The organism is Vibrio sp. J1-1, from assembly GCF_021728395.1.
Taxonomy (GTDB): Bacteria; Pseudomonadota; Gammaproteobacteria; order Enterobacterales; family Vibrionaceae; genus Vibrio.
In genome coordinates this window covers 39,522-55,894 of record NZ_JAKKCM010000002.1, presented here as the reverse complement: position 1 = coordinate 55,894, position 16,373 = coordinate 39,522, and the positions used below count along the sequence as shown (strand labels likewise).

The window sequence follows — 16,373 nt, the reverse complement described above, 5'->3', positions numbered from 1 at the left end:
CTACTTATTGTACGACGGTTTCGGAGTCGTCATTCTTTTTTGCGATTTGCACCGCCATTCCTTTTTGCGGGTACTCAGGCAGAGTTAACACAAGTTTATCGCTCTGTTCTAAACCATCCCCCACCAACATAAACTCACCTTCGGTTCTGAGTACTGTCACAGTTCGTGGCTGAAGTTCGTTTTCATCATTGACTACCCAAACAGTACGATTCTTAACCAACTCTTGAGGGAGACGATAAATGTGTTTGAGCTCTTTACCTGTAAAACTGACTTCTACATAAGAGCCAAATTTGATTGGTGGCTTTTTACTATCAATACCGTACGGATCTTCAACTTGGATCACCATATTGATCATACGTGTCGCACTGTCGATCATACCCAAGTCACGGACCACCTTGCCTTCACGTGTTGTCGACAAAATGCCTTGCTGAGTAACAGTGGCATGGAGCTCATTAATGGATTCCGGTAAGAACGCACTATCAAAACCGGCAATCGGCACATGTATTTCCGCGACCTCAATATTGTTGAGAGTAGCAATACGCGCTCCGGATGTGACAAACTGACCGACACCAATATCGCGCTCAACAACTAACGCATCGTATGGCGCAATGACTTTACAATTTTCAAGATCACGCTTAGCGCGTTTCAATGACGCCTGCGCAGATTTCACCTGTGCTTCTGCACTTAACACATGTGGCTTACGTAAATACAAGTCCGTTACTTGCTTATCACTGAGTTGCTTGGCCTGACGTTTTGCTACTTCTGCTTTCGCTTGCTCCTCGATCAATGTTGCGCGAGCACTAGCCAAATCAGCTTCAGCTTGAAGCACTGCCGCTTCGTAGTTATCGCTTTCAATCGTAAACAACACTTCACCGCGCTTCACAATACCACCAGTGACAAAATTAGGATGCCAACTGATGACTTCACCGCTCACTTGTGCGGAGAGATGAGTTTTCTCAAATGGAACCATTTCGCCATGACTGGTTATCACCACTTTGTGGTCGGTAGGAAAAAGTGAAGATGCTTGAACAGTCGGTTCTGCAATGGTTTCTTTCGTTGACTCTTTTTCTGGTGCGGTTGCGGCTATTGCGGCGTAACCTGCATAGGAGCCACCAGCGACAACGAATGGTAAAAGCCAACGTAACATAGGTTTTGATAACATCAAAAAATCCTTTTTATTGTTTTTTTCACCGCGCAATACTTGAACCGACTTACAGTTGTAACAGTCTGTTAGCCAACTCAAGTACCTCTGAAAGCGGTGAGGTAGTGATAGCAATCTAAATAAGTCGTTAGGAATTTTTGTTGGTCAAAATCGCTTGACCATATACTTATCCAAATTGCTATTGCATCTGAAATAGACAATTTCTGTTCATCTCCAAGTAACGGTAAACATTGAAGTAACACCACTACTTGGGCTAAATAAGGAACAACATTTACAAAGGTTTAAGACCCTTAAACACGGTAAATTATCCTTTAAAAGTTTATAAAATTAACAAAATTTTAACTCATTTCGCAAGTTGTGTTCTCTTACTCACACATCACAGAAGCAAGCAGCATGCCAGCCAAATAACCATTAAAAATCAATGCCTTAACCAAATTGGCGCAATTGCTCTAGTCATGTATAGGTAAGAAATGCCAGATATTAGTGAATCCAACCAATTAGAGTAAAGACATTAATTAAATAAATGATTTTGTGCGTCTTAAAAAGCGAGCAAGCACAAAGTTCTGATAGAAAAAATCAACTTGAGTCATAACTAATTTGGTTCTTAATCACCCACAGCTAAAATTCTCTAACTAATGTGCGTGATTGTGTATTGAACCCTGCACGTTGAAATCATTTGCGTATATACTCAGCCTAAGTAACGTTTTGTATTACAAGGATATGTTCATTGTCTCATATATTTACTAAGCTCATTTTCACCTGCATGTTTACTTTTCTGTCGGCTTGTTCAGCAATTGAGTACAGAGAGCCTAGTGAGAAGTCCACTACATTTCAGTACGGTTACCAGTCGGATTCAGCACTGGCACAATATTTTGAGGTGTACGGAAAAGACCCGAAAACGGAGACTGGTTTTTATCCTCTAAACCAAGGTCACGATGCACTTCTTGCACGTACCTCACTGATTGAATCCGCTCAGAAAAGCTTGGATCTTCAGTACTATATCTATCGAGGTGATGAGACCAGTAATTTCATTACGTGGCGACTGTACGAAGCCGCAAAACGAGGGGTTCGAATTCGCTTACTGCTTGATGACATGCAAAAGCGTAACGATAAAATGATGGCCGCGATGAACGCCCATCCAAACATCGAAATCCGTCTGTTTAATCCTCATCAATTTCGCTCTGCACGGTTATTTGGGTTTGCGACAGACTTTGACCGTCTGAACCGCCGCATGCACAATAAATCACTCATCGCTGACAGTGTTGCAGCGGTAGTAGGCGGAAGAAATATAGGTAATGAATATTTCTCTTTTGAGTCTGAAGTCTCATTTGGCGACTTCGACCTGCTGCTTTATGGAGAAGCAGTTCAACAAACGGCGGACCAATTTGATCTCTACTGGAACAGCGCTTATGCCGTGCCGATGGAGTGGGTTTACCCAGGCTCTGAACAAATATCGGAAGCCACGATTCAAAAGCAAGTCGATAAACTTCAACTGACAGATAAATTTACCCAGGGTCGGTATAACTTCAATATGCTCGACATGTATCAAGAGTTGAAGAAAGGCCAACTCACACTTTATTGGGGTAAAGGAGAAATCTGGTTCGACTTACCAGATAAAATAGCAACACAGGAAAGCCAACTGGTTAGTAACTTGACCGAGTTACTCAAAAGTGTGGACCACTCGTTTGTGCTTATCTCCCCATATTTCGTTCCAACCGAGGCAGGAACAAAAGCGCTGACCAACGCTGCTAAACGAGGCGTGGATATTACGATCGTCACCAACAGCCTCGCTTCTAACGATGTTTTTGCTGTGCATGGTTGGTATTCAAAGTACCGAGAAGACCTCCTCGCCTCTGGTATCAAACTATGGGAAGTAAAATCCAGCGCCAAGCTTAAGAGCAAATGGAGTTTAACGGGTAGCAGCCGCGCAAGTTTGCATGCCAAAGCGATGCTAATAGATAAAGAGACGCTTTTTGTGGGTTCTATGAACTGGGATCCACGCTCGGCCAAACTCAACACCGAAATGGCTGTCGTAATTAAGCAACCTGAATACGTGCAAGATTTTTTAGCCGCCTTACCTGAAATACTAAATAACAATGCGTATCGCGTGACACTCCATGACGGTGATATGGTATGGACTGATCATAAAACAGGAAAGGAATATAACTCCGAACCCGAAGCGAGCATGTGGCGTAAAGTGGGCTCTTGGTTCTCAGGAGTTTTACCTATCGAAGATCAGCTTTAACTTACTGCGATCTTAAACAGCGCCCTTAGTTGGCGCTGTTTTTTATTTAATCCAAAGGATAAACGACTTTAAACCGCTCTAAGACCAACAATCGTTGCTCATGCCACTGAATACCCAACTCATCGCATTCTGCTTGGAAGAAGCGGGTATGGGCTTCGCGCCACCACTGTAGCGTTCTATCCCCTTCACCTTCTGCTCTTGCAAAGTCCTCTCCTACCTCGATGTATGGGCTGGTAGAAACTTCGGTAATTTCAATCACACAAACTGGTTCACCATCCCAGTTAGTCACGACCTGAAGGTGCCCAGCTTTAGGCATGGCCTCTCCGTGCTCGCTATACCAAAGCTCCATGCTGCAAGACGCTGTTTTTTGCCCCGTGCGAACCAGCTCCGCGCATATATTCGCGTTGTATTCATCGGCACAGTAATAATCCGCACTCATTGATGGAATGGCTGCTCGTTGCTGAGAATTAAGCAATACTAAGTATTGATCGAGGTAACTTTTAGCTTTGATGTCCATAACAATTTCCATAACAATCAATAAGGTGGAAGAAGTTTAACGGCTCATAGAGTAAAGAACAATATTCTAGAATCTAAAAGGTGAACCGTACTCTGCTGTCAAAGCGTACAGTTGAACTGCGAAGGCAACGGAAAGTAAGGTAAATATTTCTTTTGTGAGAACTTTGCTAAACGTTTGTGCTATTTGCTATTGTTGCATGGTCTATCTGTATTCCTAACGCAAAAGGACGTTTTATGCGCTTATTCATCGGTATTTTTTTTACACTGATTCTGTCACTGCCAACCTTGGCGTCTGAAGAAAAATATTCAGAATCCGACTTGTTAGATAGACCGCTTATGGAGCGCTATATTTTAGACGAGCTTAAAGCGCTGCGTCAGGACTTCCAAAGCTTAGAAAAACGCACGATTACCGAAATCACCGACCGTGAACTTAGCGTCGCTGATAAATCGTTAAACTACGCCAATGTAACCGTGACGTACTTCTTTTACATCATCGCAGGTGTGGCATCGCTGATTGCTTTCGTTGGTTGGCAGTCACTGCGTGAATTTAAACATAACACCAAAGAGATGGCAGATAAGCGACTCGACAAGATCGCGAGCGAATATGAGAAAAAGTTTGTTGCACTGGAAAGAGACTTAAAACGCAAGACTCGCATCATCAGTGAAAACAACAAAGAAATCGAGAAAATAAACGAAATCCATAACTTATGGCTGCGAGCACAAAGCTCACAAACGCCAGAGCAACGAATTGAGGTTTATGATGAAATTTTGGTTATTCGTCCAGGTGATTTGGAGGCGCTCACTTACAAAGCAGACGCCGCAATGGAAATCAACGAGTACCATTGGGCCCTGAGCATATGTAATCGTGTTTTAGAAGTGGACTACACTAATGGCCCAGCACTTTATCAACGCGCCTGTGCCTATTCTCGATTAGGTGTTGAAGAACAAGCCATTGAAGATTTAGAACGTGCAATTGAGTACAGCCCTTCGATTCGTGACCTGCTAGCAGAAGAGCGCGATCTTGAATTTCTGCACGGCAACGAACGATTTGAGAAGCTGTTGCAACTCCATCACGAGTAACGGAATAAACCTCATGAGTCGTCACTTTAATCTAGAAGATGCCAGCCAAGTATTGGTTGGCGCTTTTGCCCTTGCAGTACCGATTTCTTTTTCAGAAGAAGCATGGCGTTTGGGTGAAAGTTTACCGATGGCAAATCTGATCATGTTGTTAAGCCTCTCGGTCATCTTCCTCAGTTTTTTCGCTTATCAGAGTGTGTTTCAAGGTCGGATTCGGCACCGAGTATCCATCTTTATTTTCCGCGTTTTCATCGCGTACTCAATTGCTGCGGTTGTGGTTGCACTGGTACTGCTTTGCCTCGATAAACTTCCAATACTGACAGAGCCTTTGGTGGCGATAAAACGTATTATTGTTATCACGATGCCGGCATCAATGGGGGCTATTGTCGTAGACAGCTTCGACAAAGAGTAAAGCCGTTTTACTCATCCAACGTCAGGTTTGAGCCTGAATGGTCTTTGCCCAATACATCTTCTGGGTTACGCAAAGTGCACGTTTCAAGTGACAAACAACCACAGCCAATACATCCACCCAAATCATTTTGTAACGCTTTCAACTTCTGAATTTTTTGCTCTAATTGTTCGTGCCACTGGCTCGCCATACTTTCCCATTGCGCTTTATTAGGCGCTTGATGCTTGGGCAAGTTATCCAGCGCTTGTTTTATCTCTTCTAAAGATAGTCCCACCTGCTGCGCTGCCTTAATTACGGCAACACGGCGTAACACACTTCGATGATAACGACGTTGATTCCCCTGATTGCGCCAACTCGAAATTAAACCTTTTTGTTCATAAAAATGCAGTGCCGACACTTTTACTCCAGAACGTTTCGCAACTTCACCTACGCTGATTTCCATCCCTGACTCCCATACCAATCATTTTTTGTATAAAAACACTTTACCTCAAGTTTACTTGAGGTTTTAGAGTAAGGCCAAATGAATTAGCGAGGCACAAATATGAAAAACAAAACTCAGCCTTATTTAATAGGAAGGTTCTTCGACAGTATATCGTCAGGCTTATTTATGATGGCGCTTCCATGGGTGATGCTGGCTTCCCCTGGAATGGGGACATTTGTCGCGTTGGTTTCGCTTAGCTGTACGGCCGTTGCTTTCTTGGTCACGCCTTTCTTTTCCACTTTGACTGACCGCCATTCGCGTAAAACACTGCTGATTGTTAATCAATGGGTACAAGCGGGAATGGCCCTGATGGTATTTGTTGCTTACTGGCTTGATCTAGAGTCCCACTGGCTATTAGCTTTTGCACAACTGGTGTACTGGGTTTCCAGTAATTTTGCCTGGGCAACCAATAATGCGTTTACTCAAGAGAACTACCAGCAACATGAATACGCCAAGGTCTCTAGCCAACAGGAAATCGTTATGCAATCCACGACTCTGGGCGCTGGTTCGCTTGGCATCATATTGTTAGAAAAGTGGGGAATGATGGAATTCGCTCTGTTTGCCGCTACCGCTTCATCGTTGGCCGCCATTTTCTATATGGTAACCCCCTATGCACGCCGATTGCAGGAGTCACATTCGATTTCTTTCATGAGCCAACTAAAAGAGAGTAAGCATATCTTTAACCGTGAGCCTTACTTTTTCGGGTTCATTTTACTTTCCTGCCTTTCTTATCCGGTACTGACGTACTTGAGCAAGTTAGTCCCGATTTGGTTCTCAGAGCAAGGTATTACTGGTGATTGGTTTGCAGGCTTTAACATCAGCTTTGGGTTAGGCTCTTTGTTTACCGGGCTGATTGTCACCAAAATACTCAATCGTCTGCCACACGGCAGCATTATCTTGGCATCCATGACCGTATTGTCCTTAACCCTAGTAGGTATGAGTTTCTCAATGTCTCCTTTAGGTATATTGATGTTGATAGCCCTATTTGGTGTATTTAACGCATTAAACCGAATTGCGAGAATTAATTGGATGCATCACACAGTGTCGATCGATCAGCGCGGTCGAGTTGATGGCGGAATCAGCATGTTCAGTACGACGGTGCAGTCACTTAGCTATGTCGTCATTGCCGTGCTGAGCCACTATGACATGACACGCTATGGCTTTCTCTGCGCCGCGGTAGGAATGATGGCAGCAGTAGGAGCGATGTGGATACTGCATAAACATATTACGCACAGTAACGAGTTCGCCCTCCAAACTATAATGAGATGAGCCGAACTTAACTTCATAAATAAAAAGGATGGCAGCCAAAACTGTCATCCTTTTTGTTGTTAAAACTTAAACTAGCAAAACCTTAGAACCAAGTTTCCATCTGTAGAGCAAACACGGTCTCACCACCACGTCCCATCGTGCTTGCGCTGTCATCTACGCTCACTGAGAAGTTATTTAGATCATCACTCCAGTCAACATAGCTTACCGCGAAGCGCAGTTCAGGACGGTCAAAGAAACCCGCAGCCGTCGCTAACTTAAGCGTTGGTGCTACCGTCGCTTTGTAGAAACCGCCACTCGCTTGCTCAACACTGTTGTCCAAGTCCATGTACTGATAGGTTCCTTCATAAACCATTTCAAAGTTTTCTGTAAGCTCTTGAGCCAAACGAACGTTTAGAGATGCCCACATAAACTCATCATCAGTTTTCACACGATCTTGGCTGTACTCCGCCATCAGCGCTGGTGCGATTCTCCAGTTATCCGCAAAACGAGTCACACCGTATGAAAACGCTCGAACCGCCTGTGCATCATCATTCAAATCGCCATTTGAACCAATGCCTTTTAGCTCAGCACCTAGTCCCTGACCAATCGAGAAACCCGTTTTAGAGAAGCCGTCATTCACACCGTAAAAACTATCAGCATGATATGCAAACAGAGCATGAACACCGTTTTCTGCACGCTCAGTTGGTGACGTGTTGCTAGATGTTCTATCTTCATTGTCAGACGATACCATACCACTCAACATCACCTGGATGTTGCCAATGCGGTTATTCGTCGTCGCAATGTAATTTTCGATATCAGTACTTGAGCTGTCTATCTCACCGAAGTCACGACCATAGATAGAGAAGTTCGACTTCCACTCATCGGAGATCTGAACATCATAAATACCCGCACCAGTACCAGCTAGGAACACAATATCCGAATCGAAAAAGTGAATATCAAAGTTGTCACGGTCAAATCGTTTACCAGCCCAAACTGTCGCATTATCAAATGCGCCACTGAAAGAAGGTAAGTTTTTCAGCTCTGCATACACCTGACGAACATTTAATTGGCTATCGCCAGCTGTCCAATCGTTGCTGCTTTCAACACTGTCCGCCAACATGATATGGAATCTAGCACTCGAACCATCATCCATATAACGGTTGTGGATCAGGTTTGCTTCTAAGTAGTTATCATCCTCCAAACCTAAACGGCCAACCGGAGCACCAATCGCGCCAGCGGCAGTCATGTAAGGTCCTGTTCCTGTAGCTCCGTTCAGGTCATCATTAATCAAAATACCTGCACGCGCATATCCATGGAACTCGAATTGCGACGCTGTGCTGTCAGCCTTGTTCGCGACCTGCTCAGTTTGCTCTAGTCTGGATTCCAACTCGCTAATACGAGCCTCCAAAGCATCCATACCTTCATTTGCGTAGGCAAATGTTGTAGGTAACAGGGCTGTTGCGATACTTAGTGCCAATACATTCGCTTTCATTATTTATTTCTCCAACATTAAATTGATTATTTCGAGATTGGGCAAACGTTCCCGACAAAATCGATTAAATGTGGAATTAAACTCAATAATAAAGACTAAAAACCTATCAATAGTCATCCTTACTATGAGTCAACGCCATAAATAACTCGTAAATGACTATATAAAACAATTCGGGAACGATCCCGATTATTGATAAGAAATATTAACACCATCACGATTTATTGAGTGAACACTTGGTACTGATCACAGATTTGCAAGGCTGCTAGAGTCTGTTCAACTTTGTCAGTCAATTTCTGTTCAAACCAGGACATTCACAAGAACTTTCAAGTTTATGATCTCGATTAGAAAACAATCAGCACCAGCATGAAATAAGTCACATAAAAAACAAGGGTTTTAAGCCATGCTATATAAAACCAAGTGAATTATTTTTGTATGAATGCGCTGATTTCTGCCAACAAATTGCTTTAAAACTGGTCAGCAACTTCTAATATCGTAATAACTCTAGTCTGCTTCCCTTAGTAAGGCGGTTGTATGCATAAAGTCATCCGGAAAATGACATGGAAGACGAATAGGCGGTAAACCCGCCCTACTCCAATGCAGTTCGTGACCTAATAACAGGTTCCCTCACGTCATCTTGCAAGGAGGCTTTATGCCTATCAATAACATCCGCAACATCGCTTTTGTTGGTCAGACAGGAACCGGCAAAACGACTCTCGTCGAAAAACTGCTCTTCACATGTGAAGCAACCCACCAATTGGGAAGCGTAGAAAAAGGCGATACCGTTACCGACTTCGACCCCCAATCTATTCAATATCGACACAGTATCGAAGCAACCCCTGTCGCGTTACGCTGGAACAACCACCGTCTGAATATCATTGACACTCCAGGGCAGAGTGAATTACTCGGCAGAACGCTCAGTGTTTTTCCGGCCGTTGAAACCACTGCACTTATTGTCGACCCACAAACCCCACTCAACCAAACCTCCGACCGCTTATTTGCCTTTGCCCAAGAGCAGCAAAAGTGTCAGATGATCATCATTAACAAGCTCGACAACCAAGGTAACCAGTTACAAAAACTGATGGATGACATCGTTGAGCATTTTGGTGATAAATGTTTACCAATTAACCTACCTTCTGCCGATGGTCAGTCCGTTATCGATTGTTATTTTGAGCCTGAACTAGAGCGAGAAACACAGTTGGCAAAAGTGACTCAAGCGCATGAAACCTTAATTGACCAAGTCATCGAAGTTGATGAAGAGTTAATGGAACTGTATTTAGAACAAGGCTCAGAACTCACAGCAGAACAACTGCATGACCCCTTTGAAGAAGCGCTGAGAACAGGCCACGTCATCCCCATTTGCTTCGTTTCTGCACAAACGGGGGCTGGGATCGAACTCCTGCTTCGGACTTTAGCTGAAATCATGCCGATGCCAAATGAGGGTAATCCGCCACTGCTTGAAAAAAACGGCAAGAAAATCAAAGTCAATTGTGAGTCTCTGGAACATACCGTGGCACATGTTTATAAGGTTAGTGTCGATCCTTATATGGGTAAACTTGCTTACCTACGAGTATATCAAGGTGAGATTAATGCCGGCAGTCAACTTTACATCGGTGAGAGTAATAAGGCGTTCAAGGTTGGACACTTGTACCAGCTACAAGGTAAAGAGCGGACAGAGATTCCCCGTGCGATTGCAGGTGACTTCTGTGTATTAGCTAAAGTGGATGATCTTGAATTTGACTCTATCGTTCATGATTCACATGACGAAGATGGCGTTGAGCTAAAAACACTCAATTTCCCAGACTCTATGTACTCTCTGTGCTTAAAACCCCTAAAACGCGGGGATGAGCAAAAACTGGGCGACGTACTTAACAAAATCGCCAGTGAAGATCCTTCATTACGCATTGAACATCGTGCAAGAACCAACGAAACCATCATCAGTGGTCAAGGCGAATTCCATCTCAAAGTTGCATTAGAGAAAATGGCTAACATATACAAGCTAGATGTCGAAACATGTCAACCAAGTGTCGAGTACTTCGAGACCATAACTAAACCTGCCGAAGGCCATTATAGGCATAAGAAACAGAGTGGCGGTGCAGGTCAGTTTGGCGAAGTTCAACTAAGAGTTCGCCCTCTAGAGCGTGGAGCTGGGTTCACGTTCATCAATAAAGTGGTTGGTGGCGCAATTCCTACCGCCCTTATTCCTGCCGTAGAGAAAGGAATACTACAAGCTCTGGAAGAAGGTGCTATCTCTGGTAACCCTATCAAAGATCTTGAAGTAACGGTCTATGATGGCAAATACCATTCGGTCGACTCTAAAGAGATAGCCTTTATCATTGCGGGTAAAAAGGCGTTCTTAGATGCTGTTAATAATGCCGATCCGATTGTTCTTGAACCTATCATTCAGATGGAATTACACATTCCAACCATTAACGTAGGGGATGTATCAGGTGATTTGTCTGGTAACCGAGGATTAATTGAAGGCACTGAGCCTGTGGATAATAACTTCACTCTGATCAGAGCCAAGTCTCCAGTGAATGAGCTTCAAGACTACGCCCGAAGATTACGTGCGATTACCGGGGGTGAAGGCAGTTTCAGCATGACGTTAAGTCACTACGAACCCGCGCCACCAGCGGTGCAGAAACAAGTATGTCAGAGCAGTACCCAACAGAACTAATTACTGAATAAAACGCCGTAAATGAAAGCGCCCTCATATTGAGGGCGCTTTCTTTCGATTTGTGTCAGTGACCATTAATCCAGTCACTTTCAGACATAGCTATTTATCGAGCGACAATCCAATTTGACTGATTTTACTTTCGAACTCTTCGATACTTTCCGCTTTATAAGTCGGTGAACCGTTAAAGTAACGTGGTTTCTCTGGCAGCATCGCATTTTTCAGCTCTATTTCTTGATCATGATTATCATGATAAACCGTCACACGATGTGGAATATCCTGCTTCATTACAGCCATATTGGTTCTCCTTTGTTAACACGAATTTTAAGCGTAGACCGAAATATGGAGACCGACAAAACCCTAGAGCAAAATTTAGACACTCATAGAAATCAAAATTCAATCGATTGCATATTTTCATCGCTAAATTGGCATCAACAACACAGATAATGAGACAGGGCTAGGTCAAGTTTACCTGACTGGGTCGAGGGCATGAGTGGCCGGGCGACCAATTAATTACTACGATCGGTATTCGGCTCTGAAATTTGATACAAGCGACGCTTAGATTCAGAACATGTAGTTTCACAGTCACACACTTTATCGACACCAACATTATTCAGGCCACCACAGCTGCCTTGAATGCGCTTGTTGTGAAAAATTACGCCAAGTGACATCAACAAAATAATTAGGAGAAAACCAACAAAGGTAAATACCCAGACCATGTTAACCAACCTTGTTATCCGATACCTTTAAACTAAGTATAGCGGGGCTGGAGTTTGCTGCGAATAACGCACCGGTCTGCTGCGGACGAGCCAACAGCGACGGTTTGGATTGTTTACCACCACAACCACTTGAACCACAAGCACCTTTTTTGTTGTGACTAGCCGAAGGTCGACCTTGATACGCGTCGGTCAGCGGTGTTCTGGCAACGCCCAAAACGTCTTCTATAGAGCTACGAGTAGACAACCGAAATACCTGCTTTCCATTACGCAGTAATTTTTCCAGCGCTCGTTCACCAATATTACGAACTAACACTGCATCGACGTTGTACTGATTCAATGACTGGATCATCTGAGATTTTGCTTTACAGCCAGACTGCGGCATCGCAGCAATATTCGCTAAATTTTGCAGCATTCCATCTTCATCGGAATAAATAGCGATATAGGGCGCTTTGACAAAGTGGTTGGCTACGCGCTCACCATCATTAGGAATAGCATAAATCATAAGTTCGACTCCTCATTGGGAAAAACCAGTGCATGACCTTCAACTAAACTTTTTGCAACTTTAAATCGTGCTCTTTTTACCGTGTTGCCAAAAGTTTGTCTCGAAATACCCATTTGATCGGCGGCTTGCTGTTGACTTAACCCTTCTAAATCAGCGAGACGCAGTGCTTCGAGTTCTTCGGGCAGTATGTTGACTTTTTCCAACTGCTGAAACGGCACACCATTTGGTTTGAAGCAATGATGGGCAGCTCGTCCGCATATTTTCCGTTCTATTTTTGGCCTAGCCATCGCCATTCCTCTTAATTCTCAACAAACCCAATAACTCCAAGAAACAGGTTATTGGCATACACGTTACGCCCGTTTATGGCATACGCCAACAATATTATTGGCATATGCCATAAAGCTAAGTTTGCAAAAATCGTAGTTAAAGAGAAAACAGGAAGCGTCTTATAAGGGTAAACAGTCTAAATTAGTGACACTTTTGATACTTGTGCAAAATAAATACGCAATAAACCCGTAAGACGCCACAACTTTACACTGCTCTGATTGTTCTGACATTTTCATGCCAGTAACTGATTCTTATTGACACAACGATATCATTCCCTTGCTTTGTTATGACGTAAATTTCATAAGTGGGGCTAACATTAACGGTATACATAATCTTTATTGAAAGAGGGATAAAATGAAAAAGACAATGTTGGCAGTAACGAGTGCGGTTATTATTCTTGCGGGCTGCCAAGACGAAAAACCAGCAGAGATGACTGCGGTAGAAACACCTCAAGTAGAAGAAATGCAAGTCGCTGAAGCAACTGACGCAATGCCAGCACCAGAAGAGCAAGCAGTAGAAGAACAAGGCATTTCAGCAGAAACGTTTGTCGACAATGAACATAATGCAAGTAACGCTCTTGATTGGAATGGCACTTACCAAGGTACACTTCCATGCGCAGACTGCTCTGGCATTGATATCAGCATCACTCTAAATCAAGATGGTACTTACCTGCTTGAACAAAGCTACCAAGGCAAAGAAGATGGTCAGTTGAAGTCTGAAGGTCAATTTAGCTGGAATGAAAGTGGCAACACGGTAACTCTGACTAACGAAGATTCACCGAATCAATACTTCGTAGGCGAGAATATGCTTATGAAACTAGACATGAACGGCGAGAAAGTACCAGGTGAACTTGCCTCTAACTACAACTTAATCAAGCAACAATAAGATCTACGCTTTTTGATTAAGCTTCGAAGCCGAGCATCCCCCGCTCGGCTTTTTCATTTCAATTTAGTTTTTTTTGCGCTCTAAGACCTCTCATTAGCGACGCAGATGATTGCAGCCAGACGGCCATTCACTTATCTACAAGCATTGCTGCTTCAACCAGTTGGTTAACTTTATGATCTCGGCTTGCTTCGCTCGACTCTTCTTATGCACAAAGTAAAAACTGTCGCCCGTATCTAAGCCATGAGACGGTATATAAACCAGATCATGCGCCATATCGCGCTCATTGAGCATAAAGTCGTTCGCGAATGCGATACCTTGGTCATAACGCGCAGCCTCTATCGCTAACAGCATATGGCTAAAATGCTGCATATCGACATTACTTGGCAAAGTAAGTCCGCCCGCTTTACACCACTCAGACCAATCCTTTCCGCGCTCGCGATAGACAGAGTCGGTGGATAGAAGTGGATACTGCCAAAAAGCTTCTGGCATCGGCTTCTCTTGCATCTCTTTCCATATTTTATGGCTACAAACGGGATATAAAATGTCTTTATACAAGTGAACAGAGACATAGTTTCGCTTTGGTTTTTGCACTGTGATGAAACAATCTCCAACACTCTCCGTTTGCTCTGGATCTCCCGCCATCATGTTAAGCGTAAGCTCAATCTCGGGATGCAAGCGTTTAAAATCAGACAAACGCGGAATCAGCCATTTCACCGCTAGCGAGCTATAAATCGCCAAACGAATGCTGCCCTTTTCACCTTCACGAACCTTCTGGCTCGCCATTGCGATGGCGGTGATTGCAGGGCTGATATCTTCCAGATATTGCGTACCAGTATCAGACAAAGAAAGCTTCCTACCTTGGCGAATAAACAACGACTCTCCAAGGTAATCCTCGAGCAAACGTATCTGATGACTCACGGCACTTTGCGTCACATTGAGCTCTTCAGCAGCAAGTGAAAAGCTCAAATTTCGCGCCACGGATTCGAAGCAGTGAACCGATCTTAGAGGGGGTAATTTCATTATCTAAAAATCTCATACTTAAACCAATAAATATCACTTCACTTCATCCTATGACATCACCTACTCTTGCGCAAAGAATGAGGAGATAAAAAGTGAAAGTCACATCTGTCGGAGCAGCAATGCTGCTATTAATTGTTGGAAACCTTATTGCGGTAATTTCAGACGCTTTGATTAAAAGCGTCGGTAAGGATGTACCTGTGTTTCAGTTCGTGCTATTCCGACAAGTTTCGGCTGTGCTGTTTCTGCTGCCTTTTTGTTTACTGAGTCGACCAACTCATTTTATGGAAGGGTTTAAATGGCACGCTATTCGTGCTCATGTATGGCTACTGGGAGCCGTATTCATGGTCTTTGCAATTTCTTCTTTGCCCCTAGCGACTGCGAACGCTATTTTCTATGCCGCCCCATTAATTATGTTGCCTATTGCAGCACTGTTTTTCAAAGAGCAGCTTTCGAAACAATCCGTCGCAGCTGCCATCATGGGCTTTTTAGGCGTGTTAGTCATCATTCGTCCAGACCACATCGACTGGGCGGCGATTTCAGCATTTGTTGTGGCGGTGTGTATTGCAATCAATAACTTATTGATTCGTAAAGTACCTAGAGAACAGTCCGTGATGCATACTTTACTTATGACTAATCTAGCGGGCGTTCCAGTCGCACTGTTGCTTGTATTCATTGAAGCAAAACCTTGGGATTGGAGTGCTTTTCCAGTTGCCGCAGGTTCCAGCTTATTTATCATGATATATGCGGCGACGTGCGTACTCGCATACCGTTCAATAGAAAGTAATAAGATAGCCAGTGCGGAATACAGTGGCTTGATTGGCGCGGCCGTCATTGGCTTTATTTGGTTCGACGAATTGCCCGATATTTTCATGGCCATTGGCACGATCATGATAATAGTACCGTTGATTTGGCTATCGAAGCGGGAACGTCGTATTCGAAAACAACAAGCTCAAATTCAAGTCAATCAGGAACAGCAACGACCGCAGGTTACCTGATAGCAAATAAATAAAAACCCCTTTGTCCAAAAGACAAAGGGGTTTTTATTTATATTTACCCTGAAGCCCAATTATTGTGGTAGAACGACATTACCATCTTGGATTGGGAAGCTCTTCGTCGCAGGCTTACTTGCTAAACGAACCGTTGTCGGTGTACCTGCAACTTCATAGGTGACATCATAGCCAATCACTTTTTCTGACGTTGTATATTCAGTGTGACATTGCTGCTTCGTCGTCGTAACCACATCGCCTTTTTGTACATTTTCTTGGATCTTACGACCTGTTAATGCGCCAGCAATAGTCCCTGCTGCCGTAGCAATGATCTTACCGGAACCACCACCAATCTGGTTGCCGAGCGCAGCACCCGCCGCAGCGCCACCAACAGTACCAAGAATTTTATTGTCATCTGTTGGTGCAACTTGCTGTGTTACCACCACATCTTTACACACTTGATGAGGGTTCTTAACTGTTTCTGTGACTGCCTCAATCAAAGTGATGTTAGCTTGAGTCGGAGCTGGCGGCGTTTTCTCCTTACAGCCTGCTAATACAGCAACAACCACGGCCGCAATTGCAATAGATTTAGTATTCATGGTTTACATCCCAGCATAGTTTATTCTATGTCCG

The 16,373-nt window shown here is 43.8% G+C and carries 17 protein-coding genes; 7 read left to right on the top strand and 10 right to left on the bottom strand.

Annotated elements, in window-relative coordinates:
* Positions 1-4: 4 nt before the first annotated feature.
* Entirely contained in the window at positions 5-1,162 is a 1,158-nt protein-coding gene (locus L3V31_RS02950) for an efflux RND transporter periplasmic adaptor subunit (protein ID WP_237314588.1), read from the bottom strand.
* Between the two features lie 763 nt (positions 1,163-1,925).
* Here L3V31_RS02950 and L3V31_RS02945 point away from each other — a divergent pair.
* Entirely contained in the window at positions 1,926-3,407 is a 1,482-nt protein-coding gene (locus tag L3V31_RS02945) for a phospholipase D family protein (protein ID WP_237314995.1), read from the top strand.
* A 46-nt stretch (positions 3,408-3,453) separates the two neighbouring features.
* On the opposite strand, the gene L3V31_RS02940 is transcribed toward L3V31_RS02945, so the two are convergent.
* A complete protein-coding gene (locus L3V31_RS02940; protein WP_237314587.1) occupies positions 3,454-3,924 on the bottom strand; it encodes an ASCH domain-containing protein in 471 nt (156 codons plus the stop codon).
* 233 nt (positions 3,925-4,157) lie between these two features.
* On the opposite strand from L3V31_RS02940, the gene L3V31_RS02935 reads away from it, so the two are divergent.
* The gene (locus L3V31_RS02935) at positions 4,158-5,003 is read left to right on the top strand and encodes a tetratricopeptide repeat protein (RefSeq protein WP_237314586.1); all 846 of its coding nucleotides are present in this window, start codon (positions 4,158-4,160) and stop codon (positions 5,001-5,003) included.
* 13 nt (positions 5,004-5,016) lie between these two features.
* Positions 5,017-5,412 carry a DUF2391 family protein gene (locus L3V31_RS02930; protein ID WP_237314585.1) on the top strand — a complete coding sequence of 132 codons (396 nt, stop codon included), beginning with the start codon at positions 5,017-5,019 and terminating at the stop codon, positions 5,410-5,412.
* 7 nt (positions 5,413-5,419) lie between these two features.
* Here the strand turns inward: L3V31_RS02930 and soxR are convergent, their stop codons facing one another.
* A complete protein-coding gene (soxR, locus tag L3V31_RS02925; RefSeq protein WP_237314584.1) occupies positions 5,420-5,851 on the bottom strand; it encodes a redox-sensitive transcriptional activator SoxR in 432 nt (143 codons plus the stop codon).
* A gap of 99 nt (positions 5,852-5,950) precedes the next feature.
* On the opposite strand from soxR, the gene L3V31_RS02920 reads away from it, so the two are divergent.
* Positions 5,951-7,159 (top strand): MFS transporter, encoded by a 1,209-nt coding sequence (locus L3V31_RS02920; protein ID WP_237314583.1) that lies wholly within the window; start codon positions 5,951-5,953, stop codon positions 7,157-7,159.
* Positions 7,160-7,241: 82 nt separating this feature from the next.
* On the opposite strand, the gene L3V31_RS02915 is transcribed toward L3V31_RS02920, so the two are convergent.
* Positions 7,242-8,630: a carbohydrate porin gene (locus tag L3V31_RS02915; RefSeq protein ID WP_237314582.1), complete on the bottom strand. Its 1,389-nt coding sequence runs from the start codon at positions 8,628-8,630 to the stop codon at positions 7,242-7,244.
* Positions 8,631-9,279: 649 nt separating this feature from the next.
* On the opposite strand from L3V31_RS02915, the gene fusA reads away from it, so the two are divergent.
* Positions 9,280-11,304: an elongation factor G gene (gene fusA / locus L3V31_RS02910; protein ID WP_237314581.1), complete on the top strand. Its 2,025-nt coding sequence runs from the start codon at positions 9,280-9,282 to the stop codon at positions 11,302-11,304.
* Positions 11,305-11,403: 99 nt separating this feature from the next.
* Here the strand turns inward: fusA and L3V31_RS02905 are convergent, their stop codons facing one another.
* The 4 genes from L3V31_RS02905 to L3V31_RS02890 all read right to left on the bottom strand — a co-directional run bounded on the left by L3V31_RS02905 (position 11,404) and on the right by L3V31_RS02890 (position 12,809).
* Entirely contained in the window at positions 11,404-11,598 is a 195-nt protein-coding gene (locus tag L3V31_RS02905; protein ID WP_237314580.1) for a hypothetical protein, read from the bottom strand.
* A gap of 212 nt (positions 11,599-11,810) precedes the next feature.
* Positions 11,811-12,020 carry a (Na+)-NQR maturation NqrM gene (gene nqrM, locus L3V31_RS02900; protein ID WP_237314579.1) on the bottom strand — a complete coding sequence of 70 codons (210 nt, stop codon included), beginning with the start codon at positions 12,018-12,020 and terminating at the stop codon, positions 11,811-11,813.
* Position 12,021: 1 nt separating this feature from the next.
* Positions 12,022-12,522: a NifB/NifX family molybdenum-iron cluster-binding protein gene (locus tag L3V31_RS02895; protein ID WP_237314578.1), complete on the bottom strand. Its 501-nt coding sequence runs from the start codon at positions 12,520-12,522 to the stop codon at positions 12,022-12,024.
* Positions 12,519-12,809, bottom strand: a complete 291-nt coding sequence (locus L3V31_RS02890) for a DUF134 domain-containing protein (RefSeq protein ID WP_237314577.1) — start codon at positions 12,807-12,809, stop codon at positions 12,519-12,521. Before L3V31_RS02890 ends, L3V31_RS02895 begins: the two co-directional genes overlap by 4 nt.
* Positions 12,810-13,203: 394 nt before the next feature.
* Between L3V31_RS02890 and L3V31_RS02885 the strand changes: the two genes are divergently transcribed.
* A complete protein-coding gene (locus tag L3V31_RS02885) occupies positions 13,204-13,734 on the top strand; it encodes a copper resistance protein NlpE (RefSeq protein WP_237314576.1) in 531 nt (176 codons plus the stop codon).
* Between the two features lie 135 nt (positions 13,735-13,869).
* On the opposite strand, the gene L3V31_RS02880 is transcribed toward L3V31_RS02885, so the two are convergent.
* Positions 13,870-14,754, bottom strand: a complete 885-nt coding sequence (locus tag L3V31_RS02880) for a LysR family transcriptional regulator (protein ID WP_237314575.1) — start codon at positions 14,752-14,754, stop codon at positions 13,870-13,872.
* Between the two features lie 92 nt (positions 14,755-14,846).
* On the opposite strand from L3V31_RS02880, the gene L3V31_RS02875 reads away from it, so the two are divergent.
* On the top strand, positions 14,847-15,749 hold the full coding sequence (locus L3V31_RS02875) for a DMT family transporter (RefSeq protein ID WP_237314574.1): 903 nt from the start codon (positions 14,847-14,849) through the stop codon (positions 15,747-15,749).
* 71 nt (positions 15,750-15,820) lie between these two features.
* Here the strand turns inward: L3V31_RS02875 and L3V31_RS02870 are convergent, their stop codons facing one another.
* The gene (locus tag L3V31_RS02870; RefSeq protein WP_237314573.1) at positions 15,821-16,339 is read right to left on the bottom strand and encodes a glycine zipper 2TM domain-containing protein; all 519 of its coding nucleotides are present in this window, start codon (positions 16,337-16,339) and stop codon (positions 15,821-15,823) included.
* Positions 16,340-16,373: the final 34 nt, after the last annotated feature.

Excerpts from the sequence above, each read along its gene's own strand:
- L3V31_RS02950 (WP_237314588.1), bottom strand. The coding sequence starts at position 1,162 with ATGTTATCAAAACCTATGTTACGTTGGCTTTTACCATTCGTTGTCGCT.
- L3V31_RS02945 (WP_237314995.1), top strand. The coding sequence starts at position 1,926 with ATGTTTACTTTTCTGTCGGCTTGTTCAGCAATTGAGTACAGAGAGCCT.
- L3V31_RS02940 (WP_237314587.1), bottom strand. The coding sequence starts at position 3,924 with ATGGACATCAAAGCTAAAAGTTACCTCGATCAATACTTAGTATTGCTT.
- L3V31_RS02935 (WP_237314586.1), top strand. The coding sequence starts at position 4,158 with ATGCGCTTATTCATCGGTATTTTTTTTACACTGATTCTGTCACTGCCA.
- L3V31_RS02930 (WP_237314585.1), top strand. The coding sequence starts at position 5,017 with ATGAGTCGTCACTTTAATCTAGAAGATGCCAGCCAAGTATTGGTTGGC.
- soxR (WP_237314584.1), bottom strand. The coding sequence starts at position 5,851 with ATGGAAATCAGCGTAGGTGAAGTTGCGAAACGTTCTGGAGTAAAAGTG.
- L3V31_RS02920 (WP_237314583.1), top strand. The coding sequence starts at position 5,951 with ATGAAAAACAAAACTCAGCCTTATTTAATAGGAAGGTTCTTCGACAGT.
- L3V31_RS02915 (WP_237314582.1), bottom strand. The coding sequence starts at position 8,630 with ATGAAAGCGAATGTATTGGCACTAAGTATCGCAACAGCCCTGTTACCT.
- fusA (WP_237314581.1), top strand. The coding sequence starts at position 9,280 with ATGCCTATCAATAACATCCGCAACATCGCTTTTGTTGGTCAGACAGGA.
- L3V31_RS02905 (WP_237314580.1), bottom strand. The coding sequence starts at position 11,598 with ATGGCTGTAATGAAGCAGGATATTCCACATCGTGTGACGGTTTATCAT.
- nqrM (WP_237314579.1), bottom strand. The coding sequence starts at position 12,020 with ATGGTCTGGGTATTTACCTTTGTTGGTTTTCTCCTAATTATTTTGTTG.
- L3V31_RS02895 (WP_237314578.1), bottom strand. The coding sequence starts at position 12,522 with ATGATTTATGCTATTCCTAATGATGGTGAGCGCGTAGCCAACCACTTT.
- L3V31_RS02890 (WP_237314577.1), bottom strand. The coding sequence starts at position 12,809 with ATGGCTAGGCCAAAAATAGAACGGAAAATATGCGGACGAGCTGCCCAT.
- L3V31_RS02885 (WP_237314576.1), top strand. The coding sequence starts at position 13,204 with ATGAAAAAGACAATGTTGGCAGTAACGAGTGCGGTTATTATTCTTGCG.
- L3V31_RS02880 (WP_237314575.1), bottom strand. The coding sequence starts at position 14,754 with ATGAAATTACCCCCTCTAAGATCGGTTCACTGCTTCGAATCCGTGGCG.
- L3V31_RS02870 (WP_237314573.1), bottom strand. The coding sequence starts at position 16,339 with ATGAATACTAAATCTATTGCAATTGCGGCCGTGGTTGTTGCTGTATTA.